General features: G+C 48.9%; 24 protein-coding genes. 3 read left to right on the top strand and 21 right to left on the bottom strand.

The features are described from left to right. Window positions 1-44 precede the first annotated feature (44 nt). Genes C1H71_RS07300 through mraZ form a run of 4 tightly spaced genes read right to left on the bottom strand, consistent with a single transcriptional unit; the run spans window position 45 to window position 3,622 of the window. The gene (locus tag C1H71_RS07300; protein WP_130105959.1) at window positions 45-1,907 is read right to left on the bottom strand and encodes a peptidoglycan D,D-transpeptidase FtsI family protein; all 1,863 of its coding nucleotides are present in this window, start codon (window positions 1,905-1,907) and stop codon (window positions 45-47) included. Next, window positions 1,904-2,197, bottom strand: a complete 294-nt coding sequence (ftsL, locus tag C1H71_RS07295) for a cell division protein FtsL (protein WP_130105958.1) — start codon at window positions 2,195-2,197, stop codon at window positions 1,904-1,906. Before ftsL ends, C1H71_RS07300 begins: the two co-directional genes overlap by 4 nt. Further along, window positions 2,194-3,126, bottom strand: coding sequence for a 16S rRNA (cytosine(1402)-N(4))-methyltransferase RsmH (gene rsmH, locus C1H71_RS07290; RefSeq protein ID WP_130105957.1), 933 nt, complete (start codon window positions 3,124-3,126; stop codon window positions 2,194-2,196). The genes ftsL and rsmH overlap by 4 nt, the downstream gene beginning before the upstream one ends. Before the next feature lie 58 nt (window positions 3,127-3,184). After that, window positions 3,185-3,622: a division/cell wall cluster transcriptional repressor MraZ gene (gene mraZ / locus C1H71_RS07285; protein WP_130105956.1), complete on the bottom strand. Its 438-nt coding sequence runs from the start codon at window positions 3,620-3,622 to the stop codon at window positions 3,185-3,187. Window positions 3,623-3,892: 270 nt separating this feature from the next. Here mraZ and C1H71_RS22105 point away from each other — a divergent pair, with 270 nt between their 5' ends. Next, entirely contained in the window at window positions 3,893-4,057 is a 165-nt protein-coding gene (locus tag C1H71_RS22105; RefSeq protein WP_445351653.1) for a protein MIGRI, read from the top strand. Between the two features lie 135 nt (window positions 4,058-4,192). Continuing rightward, window positions 4,193-5,116 (top strand): protein-methionine-sulfoxide reductase catalytic subunit MsrP, encoded by a 924-nt coding sequence (gene msrP, locus C1H71_RS07280; protein WP_130105955.1) that lies wholly within the window; start codon window positions 4,193-4,195, stop codon window positions 5,114-5,116. A 211-nt stretch (window positions 5,117-5,327) separates the two neighbouring features. Here the strand turns inward: msrP and rpoH are convergent, their stop codons facing one another. The 5 genes from rpoH to ftsY form a co-directional block, all read right to left on the bottom strand. Next, window positions 5,328-6,179: an RNA polymerase sigma factor RpoH gene (gene rpoH, locus C1H71_RS07275; protein ID WP_130105954.1), complete on the bottom strand. Its 852-nt coding sequence runs from the start codon at window positions 6,177-6,179 to the stop codon at window positions 5,328-5,330. 186 nt (window positions 6,180-6,365) lie between these two features. Next, complete coding sequence (gene ftsX / locus C1H71_RS07270; protein ID WP_130105953.1) at window positions 6,366-7,268, bottom strand: permease-like cell division protein FtsX; 903 nt, start codon at window positions 7,266-7,268, stop codon at window positions 6,366-6,368. A gap of 6 nt (window positions 7,269-7,274) precedes the next feature. Then, window positions 7,275-7,928 (bottom strand): cell division ATP-binding protein FtsE, encoded by a 654-nt coding sequence (gene ftsE, locus C1H71_RS07265; protein ID WP_130105952.1) that lies wholly within the window; start codon window positions 7,926-7,928, stop codon window positions 7,275-7,277. Between the two features lie 37 nt (window positions 7,929-7,965). Next, window positions 7,966-8,493, bottom strand: coding sequence for a GNAT family N-acetyltransferase (locus C1H71_RS07260; protein WP_130105951.1), 528 nt, complete (start codon window positions 8,491-8,493; stop codon window positions 7,966-7,968). A gap of 37 nt (window positions 8,494-8,530) precedes the next feature. After that, window positions 8,531-9,763 carry a signal recognition particle-docking protein FtsY gene (ftsY, locus tag C1H71_RS07255; protein WP_188053644.1) on the bottom strand — a complete coding sequence of 411 codons (1,233 nt, stop codon included), beginning with the start codon at window positions 9,761-9,763 and terminating at the stop codon, window positions 8,531-8,533. A gap of 141 nt (window positions 9,764-9,904) precedes the next feature. On the opposite strand from ftsY, the gene rsmD reads away from it, so the two are divergent. Next, entirely contained in the window at window positions 9,905-10,459 is a 555-nt protein-coding gene (rsmD, locus tag C1H71_RS07250) for a 16S rRNA (guanine(966)-N(2))-methyltransferase RsmD (protein ID WP_130105950.1), read from the top strand. A 223-nt stretch (window positions 10,460-10,682) separates the two neighbouring features. Here rsmD and C1H71_RS07245 read toward each other — a convergent pair whose 3' ends face one another. From C1H71_RS07245 to maiA, 12 genes are all read right to left on the bottom strand, one after another. Continuing rightward, on the bottom strand, window positions 10,683-12,722 hold the full coding sequence (locus tag C1H71_RS07245) for a putative bifunctional diguanylate cyclase/phosphodiesterase (protein WP_130105949.1): 2,040 nt from the start codon (window positions 12,720-12,722) through the stop codon (window positions 10,683-10,685). After that, on the bottom strand, window positions 12,719-13,711 hold the full coding sequence (locus C1H71_RS07240) for an HDOD domain-containing protein (RefSeq protein ID WP_130105948.1): 993 nt from the start codon (window positions 13,709-13,711) through the stop codon (window positions 12,719-12,721). Before C1H71_RS07240 ends, C1H71_RS07245 begins: the two co-directional genes overlap by 4 nt. A 99-nt stretch (window positions 13,712-13,810) precedes the next feature. Next, window positions 13,811-14,860 carry a sulfate/molybdate ABC transporter ATP-binding protein gene (locus C1H71_RS07235; RefSeq protein WP_130105947.1) on the bottom strand — a complete coding sequence of 350 codons (1,050 nt, stop codon included), beginning with the start codon at window positions 14,858-14,860 and terminating at the stop codon, window positions 13,811-13,813. A 142-nt stretch (window positions 14,861-15,002) separates the two neighbouring features. Next, window positions 15,003-15,872 (bottom strand): sulfate ABC transporter permease subunit CysW, encoded by an 870-nt coding sequence (cysW, locus tag C1H71_RS07230; RefSeq protein WP_130105946.1) that lies wholly within the window; start codon window positions 15,870-15,872, stop codon window positions 15,003-15,005. A 43-nt stretch (window positions 15,873-15,915) separates the two neighbouring features. Next, window positions 15,916-16,749, bottom strand: a complete 834-nt coding sequence (gene cysT / locus C1H71_RS07225; RefSeq protein ID WP_130105945.1) for a sulfate ABC transporter permease subunit CysT — start codon at window positions 16,747-16,749, stop codon at window positions 15,916-15,918. 298 nt (window positions 16,750-17,047) lie between these two features. Continuing rightward, window positions 17,048-18,049, bottom strand: a complete 1,002-nt coding sequence (locus C1H71_RS07220; RefSeq protein ID WP_130105944.1) for a sulfate ABC transporter substrate-binding protein — start codon at window positions 18,047-18,049, stop codon at window positions 17,048-17,050. 93 nt (window positions 18,050-18,142) lie between these two features. Then, window positions 18,143-18,961 (bottom strand): EAL domain-containing protein, encoded by an 819-nt coding sequence (locus C1H71_RS07215; protein ID WP_188053642.1) that lies wholly within the window; start codon window positions 18,959-18,961, stop codon window positions 18,143-18,145. Window positions 18,962-19,463: 502 nt separating this feature from the next. Further along, window positions 19,464-20,456: a sulfate ABC transporter substrate-binding protein gene (locus C1H71_RS07210; protein WP_130105942.1), complete on the bottom strand. Its 993-nt coding sequence runs from the start codon at window positions 20,454-20,456 to the stop codon at window positions 19,464-19,466. An 88-nt stretch (window positions 20,457-20,544) separates the two neighbouring features. Then, on the bottom strand, window positions 20,545-21,399 hold the full coding sequence (locus C1H71_RS07205; RefSeq protein ID WP_130105941.1) for an EAL domain-containing protein: 855 nt from the start codon (window positions 21,397-21,399) through the stop codon (window positions 20,545-20,547). Window positions 21,400-21,956: 557 nt separating this feature from the next. Beyond that, window positions 21,957-22,466: a DUF1993 domain-containing protein gene (locus C1H71_RS07200; protein ID WP_130108154.1), complete on the bottom strand. Its 510-nt coding sequence runs from the start codon at window positions 22,464-22,466 to the stop codon at window positions 21,957-21,959. Window positions 22,467-22,899: 433 nt separating this feature from the next. Beyond that, complete coding sequence (locus C1H71_RS07195) at window positions 22,900-24,858, bottom strand: acetoacetate--CoA ligase (protein WP_130105940.1); 1,959 nt, start codon at window positions 24,856-24,858, stop codon at window positions 22,900-22,902. A gap of 171 nt (window positions 24,859-25,029) precedes the next feature. Then, complete coding sequence (gene maiA / locus C1H71_RS07190; protein ID WP_130105939.1) at window positions 25,030-25,659, bottom strand: maleylacetoacetate isomerase; 630 nt, start codon at window positions 25,657-25,659, stop codon at window positions 25,030-25,032. Window positions 25,660-26,060 lie beyond the last annotated feature (401 nt).

The following is a 26,060-nucleotide window of genomic DNA, read 5'->3' as shown; positions in this document are numbered from 1 at the left end:
AGGGGGGGCACGGCATAGCGTGTCATTACCGTGTCCATTGCTATTTACGTTTCTTCTCTTAGCTCTGGAGCATCCAGGCCTGGTAGCAAAATATTATTCATCGGCGCATCAGGCGGTACGCCCAAGATACGCAGGCTGCCGGCCATGATTTCTTGGAAAATTGGTGCTGAAACCCAGCCGCCGTAATATCGATTACCCACTGTGGACGGCTCATCCACCAAGACGGCCACAATCAGCCTAGGGTTGGAGACCGGTGCAAAGCCAATAAACGATACTTCGTACTTTTCTCTTGAATACTGACCATTCACAATCTTGCGTGCTGTACCCGTTTTACCGCCCACTCTAAAGCCAACAATTTGGGCTTTAGTGGCCGTGCCGCCAGGCTGAGTCACGGCTTCTAGCATGTTTTTAACTAAATCAGCAGTTTTGCTAGAAATAACCTGCTTACCTGGGCTAGGTGCGATCATCTTGGTAAAGGTGATCGGCTTCATCTCGCCGCTATTGGTAAATACGGTGTAGCCACGCGCCATTTGCATCAGGCTTACCGAAAGACCGTGGCCAAAAGACATGGTGGCTTGCTCAATTGGCCGCCATGTTTTCCAAGGCCTGACGCGCCCAAATGCTTCTCCTGGAAAACCGCTATGGGTTGATGCACCAAACCCGTAGTTATTAAAGTATGTCCATAAATTTTCACGGCTCATCATCAGGCCTACTTTGGCCGCCCCCACATTACTGGAGTGCTTTAAAATGCCTTCAGGGTTGAGCTGCCCATAGTTGCGAGTATCTTTAAAAGTGGCTGGGCCAATGGTCATAGAGCCCGTGGTCATCACCACACTATTGGGTTTAATTACACCTTGCTCTAAGCCCGCTGCAATAATAAAAGGCTTCATTGTTGAGCCTGGCTCGTAAGTATCGGTAACCACGCGATTGCGTTTCCTACCTAAATCAACCCGCTCACGGCTGTTGGGGTTGTAAGAGGGGAGGTTAGCCAGCGCCAGTACTTCTCCTGTTTTTGCATCTAGTACCACCGCTGCACCCGCTACTGCATTGGCGGCTTCAATGCCTTTTTTAAGCTCCCGATACGCCAGATATTGAATCTTACGATCGATGGATAACTGCAATGTTTCGCCGTCTTTGGCGGGAACAATGGTAGAAACGTCTTCAACGATATAACCACGTCGGTCACGAATAACGGTGCGGCTTCCTGATTTGCCTGCCAGCATCGCCTCACGGGTGAGCTCAAAACCTTCTTGCCCTTTGCCATCGATATCGGTAGTGCCCACAATTTGTGCCATCACATCGCCAGCAGGGTAGTAGCGGCGGTATTCGGTTTGCGTATAGACGCCTGGTACATTCAGCGCCATCACCGTTTTGGCGTCATTGGGTGACATATGCCGGTTTAGCCATAGGAAATCAGGCTTAACGCTTTCACCTTTTGCATTTTTACGTGAGTAGCTTAGCTTTTTAGTAATGTCTTCAAAGGGCTGTTGTAATGCTGTGGCCAGTTTTTTAATTTCACTTTTTGAAACTGGAACCGGGTCTTTCTCTGATTTAGGCTCCCAATCTGCGGCTCGCTCCTGGCCATCTGGCAAGAGCGTCATGCTGCGTGGGCTGGCCCAGATCGATTGCACTGGCGTAGAGATTGCTAGTGGCTCGCCATGTCTATCGGTAATCATTCCACGGTTTGCTGCTTGCCTTAGGTTACGCATATAACGGGCATCACCTTGCTCTTGCAGAAAGCCTTCATTCCAAGCTTGCAAATACAGGCCGCGCCCTAGCAAAATTGCAAATAAGCTGAGCAAAAATACCACTACAAACCACACTCGCCAGCGTTCTAGTTTTGGCGGCTGCGCAAAACGTTGTTGGCGTGGCTGCGATGCCACACGTTTAGGTCGGGCTAATTTCATTCCGACACCGGTTTAGCGACGCGTTCACCATGCGGTAAAATCACTTGAGTACGGCTTGGGCCTGGAACTTGCATATTTAATTTTTGTGTAGCTTCAGTTTCAATACGTGAATGCATGGCCCAAGTGCTTTGTTCAAGCTGTAATTGTCCCCACTCCACATCTAATTTACGGCTTAGTGCGGCCTCTTTTTGCAGCTCGCCATAAAGTTTGCGGGCCTTGTGCTGGCTGGTAATGAGCGCCAACGCACACACAATTAAAATTGCGAGCAAAAAAAGGTTCAAACGAGTCACAGCGCAATACCCGTCCGCTCTGCCGTACGCAAAATGGCACTGCGTGCACGCGGGTTATCGCTCACTTCTTTGTCGCTGGCACGGATCGGCTTACCAATGATTTTGACCGGTGGTTCGGCAATATCAGCGGCACGCACGGGCAGGCGCGATGGCAGTTTGTCGCCTTGTGCTGCGTCTTGTAAAAAGCGTTTAACGATGCGGTCTTCCAATGAATGGAAAGCAATCACCGAGAAACGCCCACCAGTATTCAACAGCTGCAAAGCTTGCGGCAGGGTTAGCGCAAGCTCCTCAAGTTCGCGATTGATGTAAATCCGTATAGCTTGGAAGGTACGTGTCGCCGGGTTCTGACCCGGCTCGCGACTCTTGACGGCTGTTGCAACAATCTCGGAGAGTTGCCCAGTGGTGAGAATCTGTTTTCCCGCTCGACTTGCAACAATCGCTGCTGCAACCTGTTTAGCAAACCGCTCTTCGCCATAGTCTTTTACTACCTCTGCAATTTCTTTCTCATCGGCTAGGTTCAGCCATTCGGCCGCCGTTGTGCCACGGGTGGTATCCATGCGCATATCCAGCGGTGCGTCAAAACGAAAGCTAAAGCCACGGCTTGCGTCATCTAATTGTGGGGATGACACGCCTAAATCCATTAGCACGCCGTCCACTGCATCAATTCCGCGCAGGTTTAATTCTTTCTGCAAATTCACAAAGCCTTCGTGAACGATGGTAAAGCGCGGATCCGTAATGGTTGTTGCCTCGGCAATCGCCATTAAATCTTTATCAAAAGCGATCAGACGGCCTTCGGGCCCTAGTCTGGAGAGAATGAGCCGCGAATGGCCACCGCGACCAAAGGTGCAGTCAACGTAAGTACCATTTGGCTTGATAGCCAGAGCGTGCACCGCTTCTTCTAATAAAACGGTGGTGTGGATAAGCGTCAAAGCACAAAGTCCTGCATAGCGTTGTTGAGAGCCTTAAGGGCTCTGATATATATCTGTGTCAAAGCACAATGCCTTGCATTTGGTTTGCCAGATCGTCGGGATTGATATCCATAACGGCCTGAATTTGGGCAGCCCAACGGGCTTCATCCCACAGCTCAAATTTATTACCCATGCCCACGAGGGCCACTTCCTTATCTAGGCCCGCCAATTGGCGTAAACGAGGCGGAATTAAAATGCGCCCAGCGTTATCCGGTTCGATCTCTTCGGCATGGCCAACGATAAAACGACGAATAGGCATCTGAGCGCCAGAAAGACGATTAAGTTGGTCGCGTACCGGTAACCAATCAGGTTCTGGGTAAAGCAGCAAGCAGCCCGATGGTTCGGCAGTAATTACCAAACGATTTGCACAGTGTGTCCCGAGCACGTCACGATGCCTGGCAGGGATTGCCAATCGTCCTTTGCTATCGAGATTTACTGAGGCTACGCCGCCAAACATGTATATTTATCCGTTCTGTAAGGGTTAAAACAACACTTTTACCCACTTTTACCCACTACTTCCCACTATAGAGTAAAAAAAAAGAGCGCACAAGCGCCCGTTTTTTAATTGTTCTTTTGATACAATCACTTAGCTCTAAAATACCCAGTGTGCATTTTTCACTTGTTTTATCTTTTATAAGCAAGCATTAAAGCTAAATACTTAATGTAAAGCTTTAACATTTGTATGCAAGAGTGCGTATTTTCCACACAAGACAAATTATTACAATAAATGAAAGAAAAGATATTAAGTATCTGTTTGCTAGGCTTGCTGGTTTATGCGCTTTGGAAGCGGATTAGCCCAGCAATGCGCTCAGAAATAGACCGCAGCATGCGAATTGCAGCCGTTGTTTTGCTGCTTGGGGCCGCTACAGCCTTGTTTTTTCAAGTATATTAAAATACTCAAGCCTAAAGTAGGATGGTTAAGTGGACTGCGCTTGCCTGCAGGGGTAATTGAGTACTGAATAATATTTATTGGCACTACTGTCAGCCATGGTGCTTCTACCCGACTAAAAAATTTTAGGAGAACACCATGCTCATTCGCCCTACTGATCAAATTTTAAGTTCTGAAATCACCCCAGAAGCGCTTTGGTTAAACCGTCGGCAACTGATGACCGGTGCTGCGGCTTTGGGCTTGGCGGTGGCGTTGCCTGCGCAAGCGGCGGGCGAGCTGGTTTATCGTAAGAGCCCTCTCTCGGTTAAAGACGATAAAAACAGCTTTGAGCAAATCACCCAATACAATAATTTCTATGAATTTGGCACGGACAAGGATGATCCCGCCCAAACTGCGGGCAAGCTAAAAACGCGGCCTTGGAATATTGTGATTGAAGGTGAATGTGATAAGCCTCACACATTTTCTATGGATGAGCTTTTAAAAATAGCGCCGCTTGAGGAGCGAATTTATCGCTTGCGCTGTGTAGAAGGCTGGTCGATGGTGATTCCATGGGTGGGTTTCCCTCTTTCAGAGCTGCTAAAGCGGGTTAATCCCACCTCTAAAGCTAAATATGTTGAGTTTATTTCATTAGCAGATAAAGAGCAGATGCCTGGCGTGCAACGAGCGGTGCTAGATTGGCCTTATACCGAAGGCCTGCGTATCGATGAAGCGATGCATCCATTAACCATTATGGCGGTGGGCTTATATGGCAAAGTACTGCCTAATCAAAATGGCGCACCCATCCGAGTGGTAGTGCCGTGGAAATATGGTTTTAAAAGTGCCAAATCCATTGTAAAAATCCGCCTTACTGAAAAACAGCCACAAACTTCATGGAATAAGGCGGGGCCAAATGAATATGGCTTTTATTCCAATGTAAACCCTGAAGTAGACCACCCCCGCTGGAGCCAAGCCACCGAGCGGCGTATTGGCGAGTTTTTTAAGCGCAAAACCTTAATGTTTAATGGCTATGGGGACCAAGTGGCGGGAATGTATAAGGGAATGGATTTGAAGAAGTTGTTTTGAGGGGGTGAAAGTCAAAAAGGTCTGTAGACACAGAAAACACAGATGGGTAAAGCAGCACACTGAGAAAACCATGAGAATGCAAAATGGGTAAATGATCACCCTCACCCTTAAAAGGTTTTTTGTGTGCTCTGTGTTCTCACCGCTCTCTGTGTCTACAGAACTGTTGTAAGATGTTCAGATATAAAAAAACGGAGCCGCTGGCTCCGTTTTTTTATGCTGGCAATAAAGCCTGCTTCATTTTACTGAGGGCTTTGGCCTCAATTTGGCGGATGCGCTCGGCCGATACATTAAACTCTGCAGCTAAATCATGCAGCGTTAAAGACGAGCCTTCGTCGGCTAACCAGCGTGTTTCTACAATCCGGCGGCTGCGCTCGTCTAAGCTGGCCAGTGCCATTTGCAGTCCTTCGGTATGCAGCTTATCGGTAGCACGACGGGCAAGGGTGGCGTCCGGTGCGCTGTCGTGATCGGCAAGCCAATCAATAGGCGCGTAGCCTTCGTCCTCGTTGTCGTCCGAGATCAGCGAAATATCTTGGCCGCTCATCCGCGTTTCCATTTCTAGCACTTCTTCACGTTTTACGCCTAAATCATCGGCGATTTTTTGCGCTTCTGAGGTAGTGAGTGCGGCAAAGCCTGGCTTCATGGAGCGCAGATTAAAGAATAATTTACGTTGAGCTTTGGTGGTGGCAACGCGTACTAAGCGCCAGTTACGCAGCACGTATTCGTGGATTTCAGCTTTAATCCAGTGTACGGCAAAGGAAAACAAGCGTACGCCACGGCCTGGTTCAAAGCGTTTTACCGCCTTCATCAAGCCAATATTGCCTTCTTGGATAAGGTCTGCCTGTGGCAGGCCGTAGCCAGAATAGCCGCGTGCAATCGATACCACGACCCGCAGGTGGGACATGACCAACTGCTTGGCGGCCTCTAGATCATTCTCTTGGCGAAAGCGCTCAGCAAGGTTAATTTCCTCTTCCTGTGAGAGCATAGGCACCGTATTTACACGCTGGATATAGCTCTCGATGCTGTCACCACTAGACAGTACGGGAAGTGTAAGTGCAACTGCCATGTTTAAGTCTCTCCTTGCAAAAACTCTCGTTGATTCTAGCACTCGTATCATGAGAGTGCCAAAATATGACGAAGTTCATTTATTCAGTGACTTGATTCAATCACAGTATAGGGCGGTGAAGCACGGCAATTTTTCCTATCTGGTCCATAGCGTAAATGAATGGCCCAGTGCAGTTCCTTGAATTTTTTAGGTAAATTGCCTCAAATGTCGCCATACCGCAAGCCATGCACCGATAAAGGTAAGCAGGGTGCATAGGCCACATACTATGACGACCGTACTAAAGTCTGGTGACAATAAGCTAAATTTTTGCCCGTACGCGTTGGCTAATTCAAACACAGCTGGGTTTAGGTGCGACAAAATACCTGCCACAATTGCACAAGCAAATAGGCCACCGAGCAAACCTTGCACCATGGCAAAGTAGATAAATGGTCGACGGATAAAGGCATCCGTTGCGCCAATGAGCCGCGCCACCTCAATTTCTTCCTTGCGAGTCAAAATCTGCATGCGAATGGCGTTGCCGGTAATCAGCGCTAGGGCCGTGGCAAGCAATACTACAATCACTTCGAATAACGTTTGGCCTAAGGCGAGTAGTCTTTCTAAACGATGCGCCCACGCCGAATCAAGCTGAATTTCGTCTACGCCAGGCCGAGTTAGCAAGTCTTTTTGCAAGGCTTCTAGCTTAGTGGCTTGGCCATCTTTGCTACTTAAGATAAAAGCATCAGGTAGTGGGTTTTCGCTTAAGCCTGCTAATAAATTGGCGGCTCCAGAGGACGCCTGCATTTCTTTAAGTGCTTCGTCCTTGGCAATAAACCGGCTACTGGCGATACGCGGGTCTTTTTTTAACTGCTCAGCGAGCATGCTCAGGTCTTCTTTGGTGGCGGAATCGCGCATAAAGATCGAAATTTGCGGCTCAATATGAATTTGGCTCGCTACGCTAGAAACACTACTAATAACCAGCCAGAGCGCTAAAGGCAGCGCGGCAGTAATGCCAATCACCAGTAGATTAAGCGCGCTTGAAAAAGGATGGCGAACTAATGCGCCTAAAGTGCGGGCCAGTGATTGGCCATGAAGTCTTAACCAGTGTTTCATATCGCCTCAGGTAGAAAATTGACCGTTTTTTAAACGTAAAATCCGGCGGCCATAATCTGCCATCAGGGTTTCATCGTGTGCGGAGATCACAATGGTGACGCCCACTTGGTGAAAAGATTTAAATAGCTCCAAAATATCGTGAGCGTAATCTCTATCCAAATTAGCGGTTGGCTCATCTGCCAGTAAAATGGCAGGGCGATGCACCACGGCCCGAGCGATGCATAATCGCTGCTGCTCGCCGCCCGATAGCGAAACGGGGTTGAGCTTTTCTTTGCCGGTGAGACCAACCTTATCGAGTGCTGCCAAAACGCGGCGGCGGCCTTCTTTATGATTAAAGCCAATAATGTCGAGCGGCAAGCTGACGTTATCTAATACTGTGCGATCAAATAGTATTTTATGGTCTTGAAAAATGAGCCCTAAATGGCGGCGGATATAGGGTAGCGAGCTGCGGTTCATCTTCGCCATATTTTGCCCATTGACGTTAACAATGCCGCCACTCGGTTTTTCTATCCCTGCAATCAGCTTTAATAGCGTCGATTTACCTGCACCGGAATGGCCCGCTAAAAACACCAGTTCGCCGCTTGGTATCTCAAAGCTTAAGTTCTTTACGGCATCAAAGCCGCCAGGATAGCGCTTACTGACTTGCTGGAACTGGATCATAAGAGGCCCTATTTCTCTGTAAAGGCACGGCATGCCTTTACATATGTTTGATGTCTATTGCTTTTGGATGCTTCACCAGCACCTTGTTTTCGTATTGATTACCGCCAAACTCGAAATATGTTACACCATGCTGAACAAAAGCTTGGTGTGCATAAAAGGCAATGGCGCGGGTATTGTTGCTATTTACGCTGAGCCAATAGGCCTGCTGATTGAGATTGCGCTCTACATACGCCAAGAGCTGCTTGCCTATACCTTGGCCGGTAAAGGCTTCTTGGACATAAAAAGTTTTCAGTTCAGCGCTGGGCAAATCTGCATTGCTAGCGGCCAAATCAAGCATGGCGTAGGCGATAAGATGCCCCTTATTCTCCGCAATCAGTAGGCGATACTGTGGATTGTTGATGAGTGCAGCGAATTTTTTAGGAGTAAATTCACCCAGCACATACGCCGAAATATCATGGCGAATCCCATCCTTGGCGTAGGTATGTAGCCATACCTGAATCGCCAGCGCGGCCAAGTTCCGCACATCAGCAAGGCTAGCCGTGCGAAAGGAAATATGTGGGCTCATGAGTAGATGGTCAGTTGTTTGTGTGCCCTATCCATACTTAATCAAACAGCGCGTCTACATAGTCTTTGGCAATAAAGGGGCGCAAATCGTCGATGCTTTCGCCCACGCCAATAAAGCGCAGTGGAATAGGGCGCTGTTTGGCAATGGCCGCGATAATCCCGCCTTTGGCTGTGCCGTCGAGCTTGGTCAAGATCAAACCCGTTAGGCCGAGTGCATCGTCGAACGATTTTACTTGGCTGAGCGCGTTCTGGCCGTTATTGGCATCCAGCACCAGCATGATTTCATGCGGGCCAGTAGGATCGGCTTTTTGTACCACGCGTTTTACTTTTTTTATTTCTTCCATCAAATGTAATTGCGTAGGCAGGCGGCCAGCGGTATCGACGATCACCACATCAATGCCACGCGCCTTGGCTGCGTTTACTGCATCAAAGGCCACCGCTGCAGAATCACCACCATCTTGGGCAATCACCTGCACACCATTACGCTCGCCCCATACCACCAACTGCTCACGCGCGGCAGCGCGGAAAGTATCACCAGCGGCGAGTAAGACGCTGAGGCCTTGGCCTTGAAAATACTTGGCTAATTTACCGATGCTGGTTGTTTTACCTGCACCATTTACGCCAGCTACCATCAAAATAAATGGCTTATGGGTGCTAATATCCAGCGGCTTTTGTAGTGGGTTGATTAAATCAGTGAGGGAGCTTTGTAATGCACCTTTTAGCTCACTGCCATTTTTAAGCCCTGCAAGGCTTACACGATTTCGTACATCATCTAACAAATGTTGTGTTGCATCGACACCCATATCGGCGGTGAGCAACACCGATTCCAGCTCTTCATACAGATCTTCATCGATCTGGCCGCCACCAAATAGGCCCGCTAAGCTTTTACCCAGACGATCACGGGTTTTAGTTAAACCCGCTTTTAGGCGCTCAGACCAAGAAAGCTTGGCTTGTGGCTCAGCCGCCTCAATAATTGGAGCAGGAGCAGGAGCAGGAGCAGGAGCAGGAGCAGGAGCAGGAGCAGGAGCAGGAGCAGGAGCATCAGGCTCTACGCTCTGAAAAGGGGCTGCGGCTGGCTCTGCTATCACCGTTTCAATGGCGATGGCTTCATGCTGCTGAATAAGGGCTGCAGAGGGAGCGGGAGCCGAGTCAGTTACAACTTCAGCTGTTTGATTGATAGGTGCCGTGTCGATTTGAACAGGCTCTACCACCAGTGGTGATTCTGGTGTAACCGGTGCAACCGGCTTTTTTTTGCGAAAAAAACTGAACATGAGTTTGCGGGGATTCCGAAAGATGGCGGAAAATGCGGGCAGCCTGTCGAAAAAAGTCTGTTTTCTACGAAAAACCACTAAGTGGCTTATCTTATTAACAGGCTGCTGGGCTATTTAATTACAGATTGCTAGGATTTTAACATGGCCGCACAGTTCAAAAACCAGGTTCGTATTATTGGCGGTGACTATAAACGCCGTTTATTGAAGTTTCCTGACTCAGAAGGCCTACGGCCTACGCCAGATCGGGTGCGTGAAACTCTTTTTAATTGGCTAGGCCAAGAGTGTACCAATCTGACGTGCTTAGATTTATTCTCTGGCAGCGGCGCGCTCGGTTTTGAGGCTGCATCAAGGAATGCCAAGCGTGTCGTGATGGTAGAGCGGGCCAAAAACGTGGCCGCTAGCCTAAAAGAGAATCAAAACTTGCTTGGGGCTAGCAATATTGAGGTGATTTGGGGCGATGCGCTACGCTTTTTAGATAGCACGGCGGAACGGTTTGACGTGGTGTTTTTAGACCCTCCCTTTGCATCAGATTTTTTAGCGCAAGTATTACCAAAACTGCCCCGTGTGCTTAATTCAGGGGCCGTTATCTATGCAGAAACAGCTAATTGGCCAGATCGGGAAGGCTGGGAAATCGTAAAGGATGGCAAGGCTGGGCAGGTAAAATACGCTTTGTTGAAGCAGAGCTTAATTGTGTAAGCGATTGTAAGCCGTGCCTATTATCTAGTTTAGGTTGCTTGTAAAATATTGTACCGCAGAGCTTCACAGAGAGTGGGCTTGCTAAATGCCTCGTAAGTAGTGAAAGCCCAATAGCATGATGATTCATATCCTCTTTCATTGAGCTAAGCGCGCTGTGTTCTCTGTGGTTCAAGATTTAGTTATTTTTGCTACTGTGTAATAGAAATTAGAGCTGGTGATAGGCTTAGGCAGACTTAGTTATTTCACTTTGTTGCGTAATAAGCAGCTGCGTAAAGTCTGCCGCACTCATGGGGCGGTAGTAGTAATAACCTTGGATTAAATTGCAGCCTAAGTTGGAAAGATATTCGGCTTGTGATTGGTTTTCTACGCCCTCGGCAATGAGCTTTAATCCTAAATTGTTAGCGATATCAATAATGGAACGAACAATCGCTGCAGAATGCAAATTATCTGGTAACGATTGTACAAAAGATTGGTCTATCTTTAAATAATCGATTGGATAGTTTTGTAAATAAGCTAAATTGGAATATCCGGTTCCAAAGTCGTCTAGTGCTAGGCTAAAGCCATTGCTATGCAATTGGTTAAGTACGTTAGATTGGCCATTGCCCATTAATAAACTTTCTGTTAACTCTAGCTCGACTAATTCAGCAGGTATTTTGTGGTGAGTTAAAAGGGCCGCAATCTCTTCCGGTAATTGGGGGTTGAATTGCATGACGGATAAATTAACGGCGAGCCTATCTAGTGAAAGACCCGCTTTCTTCCATTCGGCAATTTGGCTAATTGCTTCATTAAGCACCCAGCTGCCAATGGCAACAATTAAGCCTGTTTCTTCTGCAAAGGGGATAAAGTTAGCGGGAGAAATCATTCCTTTTAGTGGATGCTGCCAGCGAATTAAAGCCTCTGCTCCCATGATTTTTTTGCTAGGAAAATCAACCTGTGGTTGAAAATAAAGCTCAAATTGATTTAAGTTTAGTGCGTGGTGAAGTTCGGCCTCGAGTTTGATTTTTTCTAAGGAGCTGCGGTTCATTTCCGTAGAATAAAATAAATAATTTTGATTGTTCTTTTTAGCACGATGCATGGCTACGGTGGCATTGTTGATCAGCGTTTCTGAGTCATAGCCATCATCTGGATAAATAGTAATGCCAATATGGCAAATCAAAACAATTTCTTGATTCTTTAAATAAAATGGCGCTGCGGTAGATTGTAAAATTCTACGGGCAACTAAAATGGCATCTTCTCTTTGCTCTATTTCAAATAAGGCAATATAAAATTCATCGCCACTGAAGCGGGACACAACGTCTTCTTCTCGTAAGGCAAGGCGGATGCGTTTTGCTAATTCTGCCAATAAAATATCTGCTGAGGCGTGACCAAATGAATCATTGATATTTTTGAAGCCGTTAATGTTAAAGCATAATAATGAACCATGTTTTTGTTTGCGCTTTGCCTCGGATAAAGATTGGGCGAGTAAAGAAAATAGCATGGCACGGTTGGGGAGGCTAGTGAGCGTATCGTAATAAGCTAACTGATGGATTTTAGCATCAGTTTGGCGTTTTTCTGTGTGGTCAGAAAACACCGCAAAGTAATGGCTAATGAAGCCCAAGTTGGTGTGTACCGCGCTAATGGTTAGCCATGCTGGAAAGGCTTCTCCATTGGCGCGCTGATCCCATAATTCGCCTTCCCAATGCCCCAATGATTTAAGTGTATTTTCAATGGCTTTAGAGGTGTACTTCTCTGTGCTATTTAAAAAGCTAGGCATGGTGCCTTGCACTTCTTGCATATTGCGGCCGGTAATCTTTAAATAGGCGTTGTTTACGCTCAGAATAAGGCGATTACTATCGGTAATGACAATGGCTTCACGGGCATATTCAAAGATTCGGGTATAAAGCCGGCTGCGCTCTTCATTGGCAAGCTGGCTGCTGATATCACGGACATAAGCAATAAGTCTTGTGCCTAGGCCTTGTTTATTACGTATCAAGGTGAGGTGAAGATGTGCCCAGAAATCACTACCATCTTTCCGCCGCCGTTTAACATCCATTTCGGCATGACCATTGGCGATGACCTCGTTAAAACAATCTTCTTCCCCTTGGTTTTCTGCATCTGCATACAAAAGTAGAATATGTTTGCCTAAAACTTCATCCGCTAGATAGCCAAACAATAGCTCAGCACCACGGTTCCAGCCGGTGATATAGCCTTCCAAATCCATCGTAATGATCGACGCTTCAAGCGCCGCATAGATGCCGGATTCGCTATCTAGCTCGTTATTCATGTGGCGGATGCCAATAGTTTTCTAACCCATTGGCAGGCGCTGATCTCAGATTGCATCCACGCACTAGATTGGGTGTCGCTTAGTAAATTGCTGAGCACGGCTTCATCACCGGCTTCCATTGCGGCAAGTGCATTGATGGCATTTCCAAGCGGCCCTTCGCCTGCCAGCAAACCAGTACGCAGCTCGGGGCTGAGCGGGAGTGGATCAAGAATTTCGCTTAAGGTTTGGCCAAATAGGCGATCTAGCAAGGAGAGCATGCCAGCCATAAAGGCCACATCTGGCTTGATACTGGGTAGTGCGCTGCTATTTGCCCAGTTTTCTAGCCGCTTGGCGCGTAGTGCGGCTAAGAGTAGCAGTGGTGGCGTGCCACTATCAGCACCAAATTGCTCGGCATAAAGCAAAAGCTGTAGCCAGCGTTGTAATTGCCGTCTTCCTAAGATAGCGATGGCTTGGCGCAGGCTTTCTGCATGGGTGCTGCCGCCTACGGCCACTGAATTAACCAATCTTAATAAGCTGAACACTAGTTGTGGTGCTTTGGCGATCACGGCTTCGATGGCGGGGGTGTCGGCATCACTAACGATTAAGCCAAGTAGCTCTAATAAAACCGGTTTGCTAGGGTTGGGGCGGCTGTCGGGTTTTTGTGGGGCCAGAAGCCAAGTGCCGGTTAGCCACACTTTAGGGGGGAGCTGGCTTGGGAGGGTTTGCACGCCAGCGATGAGGCCAAGGTCTTCACTGGGAGCACTGAGTAACCGACGTGCCGTTTGCGGAGCTGGCAGAGCAAGCTCATTATTATTGAGCAAAATTACAAAAGGATGTGGCTCAGCTAACTCAGCAGGAAACAACCCATCGCAGCTTTCCCATAGGCAAGGCAGCTTTGCCAGTATAGATTCAGCAAAAAGTGGGGCGAGGGTTACCAGTTGGTGCGGCTCTGCATGCAGCCTTAGGGCAATCCATTCACGATCTGTATTCCAAACGGGTTCAATTAGCATGATAGTAGCGCAGCAAAATGACTCTTTACCCTAGCTCTGGCCTTAGCTATGGGCAAGGGGTCATTGCTTTGTCAGGCTACCAATGGGCTTTTTGCTGCTTCAAGCCGCAGCTGGATAGACTTTTGCTTCTCTTGGCGTAAGAAAAACACTTTCTCCCGATTGCCATTGTCCCTCTTGTTGTCGCTCGCGGGTGATTTCTACTTCTACGATTTCTGTATTGGCAATGGCGACTTCTAGTCTTACCGTTGCCCCTAGCAAGCGCACATGGATAATTTTTCCTGCAATGGCGCTTTGATTTGCAAGGCGGGATAGATCAATTTCATGTGGGCGAACATAAACCGTGGCGGTAGCCTGTGCAACATCAGGCGCTGCAAAACGTGCACCGCCTACTTCTGCCCAACCTTCGTGAACGCGGCTGTGGAAAAGATTTACATCGCCCAAAAACTGGTACACAAACGGAGTGGCGGGCGTGTCGTAGACCTGCTCTGGCGTGCCAATTTGCTCGATCTGGCCTTTATTCATCACTACTACGCGATCGGCCACTTCCAGTGCTTCTTCCTGATCGTGGGTCACAAATACGCTGGTGATATGCATTTCATCGTGCAGGCGGCGCAACCAGCGGCGCAGCTCTTTGCGCACCTTGGTATCCAGCGCTCCAAAAGGCTCGTCTAACAGCAAGACTTTAGGCTCTACAGCCAGTGCGCGGGCCAAGGCAATCCGCTGCCTTTGTCCGCCGGATAATTGCGCAGGGAAGCGATCGGCCAGCCAATCCAGTTGCACCATATTGAGTAGGGCATGGACTTTTTCTTTGATCGCCGCTTCTGATGGGCGGGTTTTCTTAGGGCGAACGCGCAGGCCAAACGCGACGTTTTCAAATACCGTCATGTGGCGAAACAGCGCGTAGTGCTGGAAAACAAAACCGACCTGCCGCTCTCTGACATGGGTATCGGTGGCATATTCACCATGAAATAAAATCTGCCCTTGATCGGGCGTTTCAAGGCCAGCAATCACCCGCAGCAGCGTGGTTTTGCCGCAGCCCGAAGGCCCAAGCAGCGCCAACAGCTCGCCCGATTTCACTTCTAAATTCAGATTATCCAGCGCGGTAAAAGCACCGAAACGCTTGGCGATGTTTTTAACTTCGATACTCATATTGAATGCCTTTTGATGGTGCGTAGCAAAACCCAAATCTTGAACCACAGAGGGCACGTGGAACATGGAGTTCCACAGAGAAAAGCTAAGGGCTTTAAGTTGGCGGCGCAGGAAGGGGGCGAAGCGATTCCCGATTCCCGATCTACTCCTCAACCGCATGTCGTCGATCTGCTGCCGCTTGTTGCTCACCTCTCCATTCCACATAGCTTTTTGCCGCGAGGGTTAAGAGGGCTAACAGCGCCAAGATAGAGGCGCAGGCGAATGCGCCGACGAAGTTGTATTCGTTGTAAAGAATCTCAACATGCAGCGGCACGGTATTGGTCATGCCACGAATATGGCCGGAAACCACCGATACCGCGCCAAACTCACCCATGGCGCGGGCGTTGGCTAAAATCACGCCATAGAGCAATGCCCACTTGATCTTGGGGAGGGTGACGCGCCAAAACATCTGCCAGCTAGATGCACCCAGTACAATTGCGGCTTGTTCTTCGTCCGAGCCTTGGGCTTCCATCAGCGGAATCAGCTCACGGGCCACAAAGGGGAAGGTGACAAAAATGGTGGCCAGCACAATGCCAGGCACGGCAAAAATAATGGTGTAGTTGTGCTCAATCAGCCACGGCCCCCACCAGCCCTGCGCGCCAAACATCAGCACATAAATCAGCCCCGCCACGACAGGGGAGACGGAAAACGGCAGATCAATCAAGGTCGTTAAAAAGCTTTTGCCTTTGAAATCAAACTTGGCAATCGCCCACGCCGCCGCCACGCCAAAGATCAGATTGGCGGGCAATGAAATTGCCGCAACAATCAGCGTCAGCTTAATGGCCTGTACCGCATCTGGCTCTACAAGGGCCGCTAGATAAAGCCGCCAACCTTGGCGAAACGCTTCGACAAACACCGAAGCCAGCGGAATCACCAGAAAAACACTGATAAACAGCAGGGCAAGGCCGGTGAGCAAATAGCGCACAGCAGGGCTTTCGGTGGTGACGATAGAGCGTTGAATGGTTGAAGCCATTATCTATGCCCCTCTACGCTAGGGATGTGGTGTATTGAGGCCATTATTTAACTCTCCCTAAGCGCTTCGCTGTCCACCACTGCAAGCCATTAATCAAGAGCAGCAGGGCAAAGGACACCACCAGCATGACGACGGCAATGGCGGTTGCGCCCAGATAATCGTATTGCTCTAGTTTGGAAATAATCATCAGCGGGGTGATTTCTGAAACAAAAGGCATATTGCCCGCGATAAAAATCACCGAGCCATATTCGCCAATCGCCCGTGCAAAGGCCAGTGCAAAGCCGGTTAAGAGTGCAGGCAAAATGGTAGGGAAGATGACTTTGTAAAAGATCTGCCAACGGCCTGCACCCAAGCTGCAAGCGGCTTCTTCAAGTTCATGCTCCAAGTCTTGCAAGACCGGTTGCACTGTGCGCACTACAAACGGCAGAGTCACAAAGGTCAGCGCAATCACGATGCCGATGGGGGTGAAGGCAATCTTGATACCCAGTGGCTCCAGATATTGGCCTATCCAGCCGTTAGGCGCGTAAATGGTCGCCAGCGCAATCCCAGCCACTGCGGTAGGCAGGGCAAAAGGCAGATCGACCATGGCATCAATAAAGCGTTTGCCATAAAACTGATAACGCACCAGCACCCATGCCACCAGCAGGCCGGTAAAGAGGTTGATCAGCGCCGCCAGTAGGGACGCGCCAAATGTCAGCTTATAAGATGCCACTACGCGTGGCTCGCTAATAATCTGCCAGAAATGCTCCCAACTTAGCGCACTGGTTTTGATGAGCAGCGCTGAGAGCGGCAGTAGAACGATGATCGATAAATAAAACAGCGTGTAGCCAAGGCTTAAATTAAAACCGGGCAAAACGCTTGGCTGTTTGAAGCGCATGGTGAATCCGATGGGGTATAAAGGGGAATTCTACTTAGTGGTTTAGAGCGCTGAATCTTGAACCACAGAGTAAAAGGAGGACACAGAGAGCCACAGAGAAAACCTGCTCTTTAGGGCATGGCATGTATTAACTCCCCACTTTCGTCATTCCCCGAAGGCGGGAATCCAGTGGTACTCTTGGATCCCCGATAAAAACACTCGGGGATGACGGGGAGTCACTTCACGCCAGATCCTTAGTTAGTTTTTCTCTGTGAAACTCTGTGCCCTCTGTGGTTTAAGGTTTAACTCTGGTGGTGTATCAGCGCTTAGCAATGCTTGCTGAGATCTGGTCGTAAATTGCACCGTCTTCAAAGTGTGTTTTTTGGGCTTTTTGCCAGCCACCGAATTCTTCGATAGCGAATAATTTAATCGCTGGGAATTGCTTGGCGTATTTGGCTGCGATGGCTTTGTCTCTTGGGCGCAGATAGTTTTGCGCGGCAATTTCTTGGCCTGCTGGGCTCCACAGGTATTTCAGATATTCCTCGGCCTGTTTGCGAGTGCCTTTTTTATCGACCACTTTATCGACGATGGCGACAGGTGGCTCGGCTTCGATGGAAATGCTTGGGTAAACCACTTCAAACAGACCACGGCCAAATTCTTTGGCGATCATTTCGGCTTCGTTTTCAAAGGTTACCAATACATCGCCAATCTGGCGTTGCATAAAGGTGGTGGTGGCGGCGCGGCCACCAGCATCTAGTATTGGGATGTTTTTAAATACGCTGGCGACAAATTCACGTGCTTTTGCATCATTGCCACCCGGCAGTTTTGCGGCATAGCCCCATGCCGCCAGATAAGTGTAGCGGCCATTGCCCGAGGTTTTTGGGTTGGGCACGATCACGCCAACGCCGGGTTTGGTTAAATCATTCCAGTCCTTAATCCCTTTTGGGTTGCCCTTGCGAACGATCAGCACTTGCAAGCTGGTAAAAGGTGCTGCGTCATTCGGTAGGCGTTTGGCCCAATCGGCCGGCAAAAGCTTGGCTTTATCTGCGATGGCGTCGATATCGTTGTGCTGATTCATGGTGACTACATCGGCTTGCAGGCCATCGATCACCGAGCGCGCTTGCTTGCTGGAGCCGCCGTGCGACATTTGTAGGGTGATGTCTTCGCCTGATTTGGCTTTCCAGTATTTGGCGAAGGCAGGGTTGTAGTCTTTATAGAAATCGCGCATCACGTCATAAGACACATTGAGGAGTGTACTGTCGGCAAAGGCGGGCAAGGTGGTACTGAGGGCGATGGCGGCGAGCAGAGACTTAAGACGCATGACGATTTCCTAGCGGTGTGTCAGATAGTGTTGATTTTTACTGGCTTTGTTAAGTTTCACAAAGACTATTGAGTGTTATTTAAATAACTAAACTTATTTATTTAAATATCTGGGTTCTGCCAAGAAATAGCCTTGAAAGAAATCCGCACCGCTTTCTTGAGCAATCGCTAGCTGCTCAGCGCTTTCTATCCCTTCGATCACAACCTGACTGTCGAGATCATGTAGCATTTCAACCAGCTGGCCTAGTAATCGCTGCGCCTTACTATTGCGGTCTGTGGCGTGAATTAATACTTTATCCAGCTTTACAATGTCGGGAGACAAGGACAGCAGATGGCAGAGATTGGCATTTTTCTGGCCGTAATCATCGATAGCTATTCGGTAGCCACGTTGGCGATAGTTTTTTATCGCGCGGATAAGGCCGGCTTCTTGTGCGTCAGGAATGGTGGATTCAAGGATTTCTAGCACCACATCGCTAGGCTTTAAACCCTGATCTTGCAAAATACGCTCGAATGCCTCGCCGTGCTGTTTTTCAACGGCAATCAGCAGTTCGGGGTGAACATTTAGAAATAATGTTTTGCCTTTTTGCGGCCCAGCCAAGTGGTTCATTAAATGCAGGCTGCGGCATAGGCGATCGAAAGCCACCAAGCATTCGCCTCGGGTGGCGCTTTTAAAAACATCGGCAGGCGACATGGCTTTGCGGCGGATACTGGCGCGTAGCAGGCCTTCTTCGCCGATGATGGTTTGCGCATCTGATGCAAAAATGGGCTGAAACACGCTGGTGAGCTCCAGCCCCAGCGCCTTCACCACGATGCCGCGCTCTTGGGTATAGGCAAACTGGGCGCTGGGCCAATCGGCGAGGGTATCTTTGGGTACATGTAAAGTGCCGCTGGCATGATGGATAGTGGCTGACATGGTGGGCTCTTTTCTGATGGGGCTTATGCCTTTGAGGTGTTTGTTAAAAAGTGACGTTTGCAAGTTTTGAGTCATCGCAGGGCGGGTGCAACCGCAAAGTCAAAAAGATCTTTTTAGTGCCTTCGGCACGTTGATTTAGGTGCGGGCGTCCCGCGGGACCTTCCTTTCTTGTGTGGCCAAGAAACGAAGCCAAAGAAGGCCACCCCACGAAACACGAAGGCCCCTGCGTTGCGGACAATCGAGTCGGCGGCGGGCGGGATTGGCTCGCTGCCTCGCTCCCTGGCCGAAACCCCGCCCCGCTTGTTCCTCACTCCGGCGTGTTTCAAGGGGAGATTTAAGCCCCGTATCGTGAGCGTAGTCCTCCTCCTCTTCTGTCTTTGTTTGCTACTAAAAGCCAAACTGATTAGCGCATATGGGGTGAAACCCGTCAGATTTACGCCCTAAAAGCTAATATAGCGGCGGGTTTCACCCGCCCTGATGCACCACCCTAGCGTGCTTGTGCTTACTTACTCGGCTGATAAATCTGATCGAATGTGCCGCCGTCGCTAAAGTGCGTTTTTTGCGCTTTGGCCCAGCCACCGAATACGTCGTCGATATCAAACTGCGTTACTTTCGGGAACTGATGGGCGTATTTGGCCGCGGTTGCTGGGTCGATTGGGCGGTAGTAGTTTTGCGCGATGATTTCTTGGCCTTCTTTGGAATATAGATATTTCAGGTATTCCTCGGCTACTTTGCGGGTGCCTTTTTTATCGACGACTTTATCGACCACGGCCACAGGGGGCTCGGCCTTGATCGAGTAGCTTGGGGCGATGATTTCGAATTTATCTTTGCCTATTTCTTTAACCACTAATTCAGCTTCGTTTTCCCAAGCGAGTAATACATCGCCAATGCCGCGTTGGGTAAAGGTGGTGGTTGATCCGCGTGCGCCGGTATCGAGTACGGGAACGTTTTTGAAGAGTTTTTGTACATAGTCGCGGGCTTTATCGTCCGAACCGTAGGTTTTTTTAGCCCAGCCCCAAGCGGCTAAATAATTCCAACGCGCGCCGCCGCTGGTTTTAGGGTTAGGCGTAATGACTTTTACATCGCTTTTGATGAGGTCACCCCAGTCTTTAATCCCCTTGGGATTGCCTTTTTTAACGAGGAACACAATGGTCGAGGTGTAAGGTGAGGCGTTGTCCGGTAGCTTTTTTTGCCAGCCAGCATCTAGTAATTTGGCCGGGGAGGCTAGCTCGTCAATATCGTAAGCCAAGGCCAGCGTCACCACATCGGCTTGCAAGCCATCGAGCACCGATCGGGCTTGCTTGCCCGAGCCACCGTGGGATTGGCGCACGGTAACATCATCACCGGTTTTTTTCTTCCAGTAGTTGCTGAAGGCTTTGTTATAGTCTTGATAAAGCTCACGAGTTGGATCGTAAGAAACATTAAGCAGTTCAACTGATGTTGCAAAGAGACTGGTGCTGGCAAGGCTAAGAATTAAGCTGGCGATCAGTTTCATGTGTAAGCCCTTGTAGTGGATAAGGCTTAGTCTAATCGCCAGCTATATAGATTTAAAAAGAATTAATAATTGTTTTTATATTCCATATTTACGAACTTGCCAAGACGTGCACAAACGCCTCACTACTCAAATGGCGCGGCTCACTTAAAAAATAGCCCTGCATCATATCTGCGCCGCTGGCTTGGGCGAGGGTGAGTTGCTCGGCACTATTAATGCCTTCAATCACGACCAAGCTGCCGTTGTCATGCAGGCGCTCCACAAATTGGCATAGCAGCTCTTGGGCCAGTGGTTCCTTGCTGATGGCGTTGATGACGATTCGATCCAGCTTAACAATCTCTGGGCTTAGTGTGAGTAAGCGGCTTAAATTACTATTTAAAAAGCCGTAATCATCGATTGCGATCCGGTAGCCGCGCTCGCGGTAGCTTTTAATGGCTTTGGCTAAACGGGCTGTTTGATCTGGTAGTACCGTGGATTCAAAAATCTCTAATACAATATCCTTAGGGCTGAGGCCTTGATCTTGCAAAATTCGCTCGAAGGCATCGGCGTGCTGTTCACCTGTTGACATCAGTAGTTCTGGATAAACATTTAGAAATAGCGTGCGTTTTGGGTAAGGGCCAGCAAGGTGGTTCATTAAATGTAGGCTGCGGCATAGGCGGTCAAATTCCACCAAGCAATCGCCACCTTGTGCACTTTTAAATACTTCTGATGTAGCAAGTGCTTTACGGCGAACACTGGCGCGTAATAGGGCTTCTTCACCAATGATTTGTTGGCTTTGGGCGTCAAAAATGGAGAGAAAAGCACTGGTTAACTCCAGCCCCAGTGCCTTTACTACAATTCCCCTGTCCTTTGTATTGGCAAATTGTGCCATTGGCCAATCATTTAAGGTGTCTTGTGGAATATGCAAAATACCGTCACGGTGTTTTACTGATATTAAAGGAGGCATTGTTTTCTCCGTTTAAAAATGGTTATTTTTAACTAAATTCAATTTTGTAAAAAATGCATTTTAATTTATTAAAATTCACTATGTAATTAAATTGCTATTTAGTACAAAGAAAAAAATTGATATTGTGCTGGTGCAGGTTAAATTTAGTTGCTTGAAGATTAGTGCGCTTTGAATATGAAAAGTTCAAAAGAATGGAATGTTTTTTTATGCGCGTTCTATGCTGTTTGATTGTTGCCGGTAAAATGCTAATTGTATATTAGCAATTAATGCGTGCTTAGGAATGAATATTAAAAATGCATGAGGGCGCTAAATAAATAAGTTCTTATTTATTTTATGTAGGTAATAATTTCTAGAATGGTAATATTTATTTCTGGAAAACAAGTAAAAATGGTGAGGTAAGAGGCGGATGCCTTGCTCTTAAACCTGTCAACTTAAGTATTTGTAGAGTGGGCAAGGCTAACCGCTTTTGTCCACCCTACAAATGAGTTTCCCATCCTGAAATGGACAGGCTTAGCACTGCGCTAGGGGGTGAGGCTTGGCAAATGATGCGAGGGGGCTTAGTAAGCGCCCATAAAATCGCGTTTACCAATTTCTACACCGTTATGCCGTAGCAGTGCGTAAGTGGTGGTTACATGGAAGAAAAACTGCGGCAAGCCATAAGAGAGCAGATAGGTTTGGCCGTCGAGTTTTTTTTCTTTTGGTGTGCCAGGGCGGAGCACGATTTCTAAAGCTTCACTGCCGTCGATTTGAGCTGCGCTTAGGCCATCTAAGAGCACCAGTGTTTTGGCAATACGGGCTTGTAGCTCGGCAAAGCTTTGTTCATTGTCTTCATAAGCTGGTACTTCTACCCCCGCTAAGCGTGCAGGTACGCTTTTGGCAAAGTCACAAGCGATCTGCACTTGGCGCACCAGTGGAAACATATCTGGATACAAACGCGTTTGTAGCAAGACGGCTGGGTCAATTTTGTGAGCTTGGGCATGCGCTTCTGCTTTGGCTAAAACATCAGCAAGAGCGGTGAGTAATTGCTTAAAAACTGGAACGCTGGCGGTGTACATTGAAATAGACATCATGTTCCTTGAGCAGGTTAGGCGGCAGGTCCGCAAATCATAAGGTGGGGGCTGGCCGTGAATAGTCAATAGCCATTTTTCTGATGCAGAGGATAGCGCTTCGGATCATTTTCCCAAGGGGCATGAGGTAAAAAAAGCGGCGTTACTAACACCCTTGGCCGCGAAATTTATTAATGCTCATATAAAGTGAGTTGAAATTAAAAAGCGCTGCTTATTACGCCACGAAAGCGTAACTGCAGCGCTTCAAATTTTTACTAGCAGCCTGCCGGACTTAAGCGATCGTAGCGAGGGAAAGACCGGTTTGAGACAGATTTCGTGGGTTTTTGAGGCGAATAGCTGGCTATTCAACGAGAAAATGCGTGAAATATGGCCAAATCCGGCTTTTCCGTAGTGGATCAGTCTTAAGTCCGACAGGCTGCTAGGTATTTGGGTGCTAAGTCGCTAGCTCAGCTCGGTTTCTGAATTCTTCTAGCGCTTCTGGATTAGCCAGTGAATCCGTGTTTTTTACCGGCCGATCATGCACCACATTGCGCACCGCCAGCTCGACAATCTTGCCGCTGATGGTGCGGGGAATATCCCTGACCTGAATGATTTTAGCGGGCACATGGCGTGAGGTGGTGTTGCTGCGGATGATTTGGCGGATGCTGTTTTGTAGCGCATCACTAAGCTCCACGCCTACACGTAAGCGCACAAAGAGCACTACCCGTACATCGTTGTCCCAGTCTTGGCCGATGGCGATGGATTCTAGAATCTCTGGCAGTTTTTCTACTTGGCGATAAATTTCCGCCGTGCCGATGCGCACGCCGCCGGGGTTAAGCACCGCATCTGAGCGGCCATGAATAATGACGCCGCCGTGGATGGTTTCTTCGGCGTAATCGCCTTGCGCCCAGATGCCGGGGTATTGGCTAAAGTAAGTGGCTTTTAGCTTTTCACCATCGGGGTCATTCCAAAAGCTGATAGGCATAGCGGTAAAGTGGCGGGTGCATACTAGCTCGCCTTTTTCGCTAATGACGGGCTGGCCTGCGTCATTCCATACCTCAACTGCCATGCCTAAGCCCTTGCATTGCAGCTCGCCACTCCATACCGGCAGCACGGGGTTGCCTAAGGCAAAGCAGGAGATGATGTCGGTACCGCCTGTAATGGAAGAGAGGCAGAGGTTTTGTTTAATATCGCGGTAAACGTATTCAAAGCTTTCGTGCGATAACGGTGAGCCGGTAGAAAGAATCGTTTTTAAGTGTTCTAAGCGGTGCGTTTGTTTTGGTTTAGCACCCGCTTTTTCTAGGGCCGCCAAGTATTTTGCGCTAGTGCCAAAGATGCTGATATTTTCTTGATCGATTAAATCAATCAGCCGGTCGGCATTGGGGTGAAACGGTGAGCCATCAAACAGCACGATGCTAGCGCCCAAGGCAAGGCCGGATACCATCCAGTTCCACATCATCCAGCCGCAGGTGGTGTAGTAGCACAGCGTGTCGCCCATGGTGAGATCGGTGTGCAGGCCCAGCTCTTTAACGTGTTGTAGTAGCGTGCCGCCAGTGCCGTGAACGATGCATTTGGGAACGCCCGTCGTGCCGCTGGAGTACATGATGTAGAGCGGATGGGCGAAGGGAACAGGGGTGAATGTTGGCTCGCCACCCGCTTGGTAAAAATCATCCCATAGCGTGATCTTGGCGTGACCCGCTTTAAAGTCTTTGGCCTCTGCATCAGGATTTGCATAGGGAACAATCACTAATTGCTCTACGGAAGGCAGGCGGGTGACGATTTCTTTGATTTTGTCTGCAAGGGCAATGGTTTTACCCGCATAGCGATAAGCCGCACAGGCAATCAGGACTTTGGGCTCTATCTGGCCAAAACGATCGCTCACACCTTGCGTGCCAAAATCGGGTGAGCAAGAAGACCACGTTGCGCCAAGGCTGGCCGCTGCCAGCGTGCCCACAATGGTTTGCCAAGTATTGGGCATAAAGGCAGCGATACGATCGCCAAAGCCAATACCGGCGGCAGCGAGTGATTTTTGTAAGCCTGCCACATGCGCGGCTAGCTGGGCATAACTTAGCACCTCGCGGGAGCCATCTTCGCCAATGGCAATTAGCGCGGGGTGATCATCCCTGCGGCGCAGCAGATGTTCGGCAAAGTTAAGCTCGGTATCTTTATACCAACTGGCGCTTGGCATGGTGGAGCCTTCGCTAAGGACCTCGCTAGCTGCTTGGCTAAAATGCACCGCAAAGAAATCGACAATCGCCAGCCAAAAAGATTCCCGATGTGCCACGCTCCAAGCGTGTAGTTGGGCATAGTCGCCCAAGTCTAGGTGATGTGCTTGATTGATATGGCGGCGAAACGCATCCATTTGGGTGGCAGCAACCTGCTCAGGGGAGGGAGTCCAAAGCGCTTCTTGCATGTCGATTCCTTGGGTTCGTACTAAAAACTTCAAAAAGTTCTGAAGACACAGAGCTAAATGAGAACACAGAGCACACAGAGAAAAGCTAAATGCCTTAATCTCTTAGGTTTTTCTTAGTGTGCTGCTTTTTAACGCCGTGTTCTCTGTGTCTACAGATCTTAGGTTTTTGACCTATTCTGGGCTATCTGCCTGATTTTTTGGGTGGGCCGCTATAAAGGCTGGATGTGCGTTGGCGAGGGCTTCTACTCTGAGGATTTTTGGGTAAGCATCGAGAGGCACATTAAAGCGGTGGGCCGCGTAGAGCTGTGGGATCAGGTAGGCGTCTGCCACGCTGATTTCACCAAAGCAAAAGCCGCTCTCGCCAATCAATTGCTCAACTGCAGCCAGCCCTTGGCTCATCCATTCATTAATCCACGCCGTAATATTGTCTTCTTTGCATTGGTAGTTCTGGCGCAGATAGTTGAGCACGCTGATGTTATGCAGCGGGTGTACATCACAAGCAATCAGCGCCGCCATACCACGAATCTTGGCCCGCTCAAATAGATCTTTGGGCAGTAGCGGCGTTGCTGGATAGCGCTCTTCCAGATACTCGATAATCGCTGGCGATTGGATAATCACTTCTTGAGCTTGATCTAGCAAAGCGGGGACGCGCGCTTGCGGATTGACGCGGAGATAAGCCGCGTCTTTTTGCTCATTCTTAAGTAGGTTGACCGGTATGGCTTCATAAGCCAGCCCTTTGAGCGCCAGCACAATGCGCACACGGTAGGATGAGGTGGAGCGGTAATAGCCGTAGAGTTCCATGCTTAAACCTTATGTATATTTGTCGTAGGGCGGTTAAGCCCCATGTGCGCTAAGCCGTTTGCATTTTTTCAGTAAACAATGAAAAAACGTAATAACAACGATCTCCGCATAGGGCTTTAAGTCCCCTTGAAACACGCCGGAGCGAGGAACACGCGGGGCGGGGTTTCGGCCAGGGAGCGAGGCAGCGAGCCAATCCCGCATGCCGCCGACTCGATTGTCCGCAGTGCAGGGGCCTTCGTGTTTCGTGGGGCGGCCTTCTTTGGCTTCGTTTCTTGGCCGTTCAAGAAAGGAAGGCCCCAGCGGTGGCTACCGCTCCTAAATAAACGTGCCGAAGGCACTAAAACGACTAGGCACTAAAGAGTTTCACCTGTACTACGAAACCGATGCATCATGGTGGGTTA

The organism is Iodobacter fluviatilis (assembly GCF_004194535.1).
In the GTDB taxonomy this organism is placed as follows: domain Bacteria; phylum Pseudomonadota; class Gammaproteobacteria; order Burkholderiales; family Chitinibacteraceae; genus Iodobacter; species Iodobacter fluviatilis_A.
This window is presented reverse-complemented; position numbering and strand designations above follow the sequence as displayed.

Coding starts and splice junctions, on each gene's coding strand:
- C1H71_RS07300 (WP_130105959.1), bottom strand. CDS start 1,907: ATGAAATTAGCCCGACCTAAACGTGTGGCATCGCAGCCACGCCAACAA.
- mraZ (WP_130105956.1), bottom strand. CDS start 3,622: ATGTTTGGCGGCGTAGCCTCAGTAAATCTCGATAGCAAAGGACGATTG.
- C1H71_RS22105 (WP_445351653.1), top strand. CDS start 3,893: ATGAAAGAAAAGATATTAAGTATCTGTTTGCTAGGCTTGCTGGTTTAT.
- msrP (WP_130105955.1), top strand. CDS start 4,193: ATGCTCATTCGCCCTACTGATCAAATTTTAAGTTCTGAAATCACCCCA.
- rpoH (WP_130105954.1), bottom strand. CDS start 6,179: ATGGCAGTTGCACTTACACTTCCCGTACTGTCTAGTGGTGACAGCATC.
- ftsX (WP_130105953.1), bottom strand. CDS start 7,268: ATGAAACACTGGTTAAGACTTCATGGCCAATCACTGGCCCGCACTTTA.
- ftsE (WP_130105952.1), bottom strand. CDS start 7,928: ATGATCCAGTTCCAGCAAGTCAGTAAGCGCTATCCTGGCGGCTTTGAT.
- C1H71_RS07260 (WP_130105951.1), bottom strand. CDS start 8,493: ATGAGCCCACATATTTCCTTTCGCACGGCTAGCCTTGCTGATGTGCGG.
- ftsY (WP_188053644.1), bottom strand. CDS start 9,763: ATGTTCAGTTTTTTTCGCAAAAAAAAGCCGGTTGCACCGGTTACACCA.
- rsmD (WP_130105950.1), top strand. CDS start 9,905: ATGGCCGCACAGTTCAAAAACCAGGTTCGTATTATTGGCGGTGACTAT.
- C1H71_RS07245 (WP_130105949.1), bottom strand. CDS start 12,722: ATGAATAACGAGCTAGATAGCGAATCCGGCATCTATGCGGCGCTTGAA.
- C1H71_RS07240 (WP_130105948.1), bottom strand. CDS start 13,711: ATGCTAATTGAACCCGTTTGGAATACAGATCGTGAATGGATTGCCCTA.
- C1H71_RS07235 (WP_130105947.1), bottom strand. CDS start 14,860: ATGAGTATCGAAGTTAAAAACATCGCCAAGCGTTTCGGTGCTTTTACC.
- cysW (WP_130105946.1), bottom strand. CDS start 15,872: ATGGCTTCAACCATTCAACGCTCTATCGTCACCACCGAAAGCCCTGCT.
- cysT (WP_130105945.1), bottom strand. CDS start 16,749: ATGCGCTTCAAACAGCCAAGCGTTTTGCCCGGTTTTAATTTAAGCCTT.
- C1H71_RS07220 (WP_130105944.1), bottom strand. CDS start 18,049: ATGCGTCTTAAGTCTCTGCTCGCCGCCATCGCCCTCAGTACCACCTTG.
- C1H71_RS07215 (WP_188053642.1), bottom strand. CDS start 18,961: ATGTCAGCCACTATCCATCATGCCAGCGGCACTTTACATGTACCCAAA.
- C1H71_RS07210 (WP_130105942.1), bottom strand. CDS start 20,456: ATGAAACTGATCGCCAGCTTAATTCTTAGCCTTGCCAGCACCAGTCTC.
- C1H71_RS07205 (WP_130105941.1), bottom strand. CDS start 21,399: ATGCCTCCTTTAATATCAGTAAAACACCGTGACGGTATTTTGCATATT.
- C1H71_RS07200 (WP_130108154.1), bottom strand. CDS start 22,466: ATGTCTATTTCAATGTACACCGCCAGCGTTCCAGTTTTTAAGCAATTA.
- C1H71_RS07195 (WP_130105940.1), bottom strand. CDS start 24,858: ATGCAAGAAGCGCTTTGGACTCCCTCCCCTGAGCAGGTTGCTGCCACC.
- maiA (WP_130105939.1), bottom strand. CDS start 25,659: ATGGAACTCTACGGCTATTACCGCTCCACCTCATCCTACCGTGTGCGC.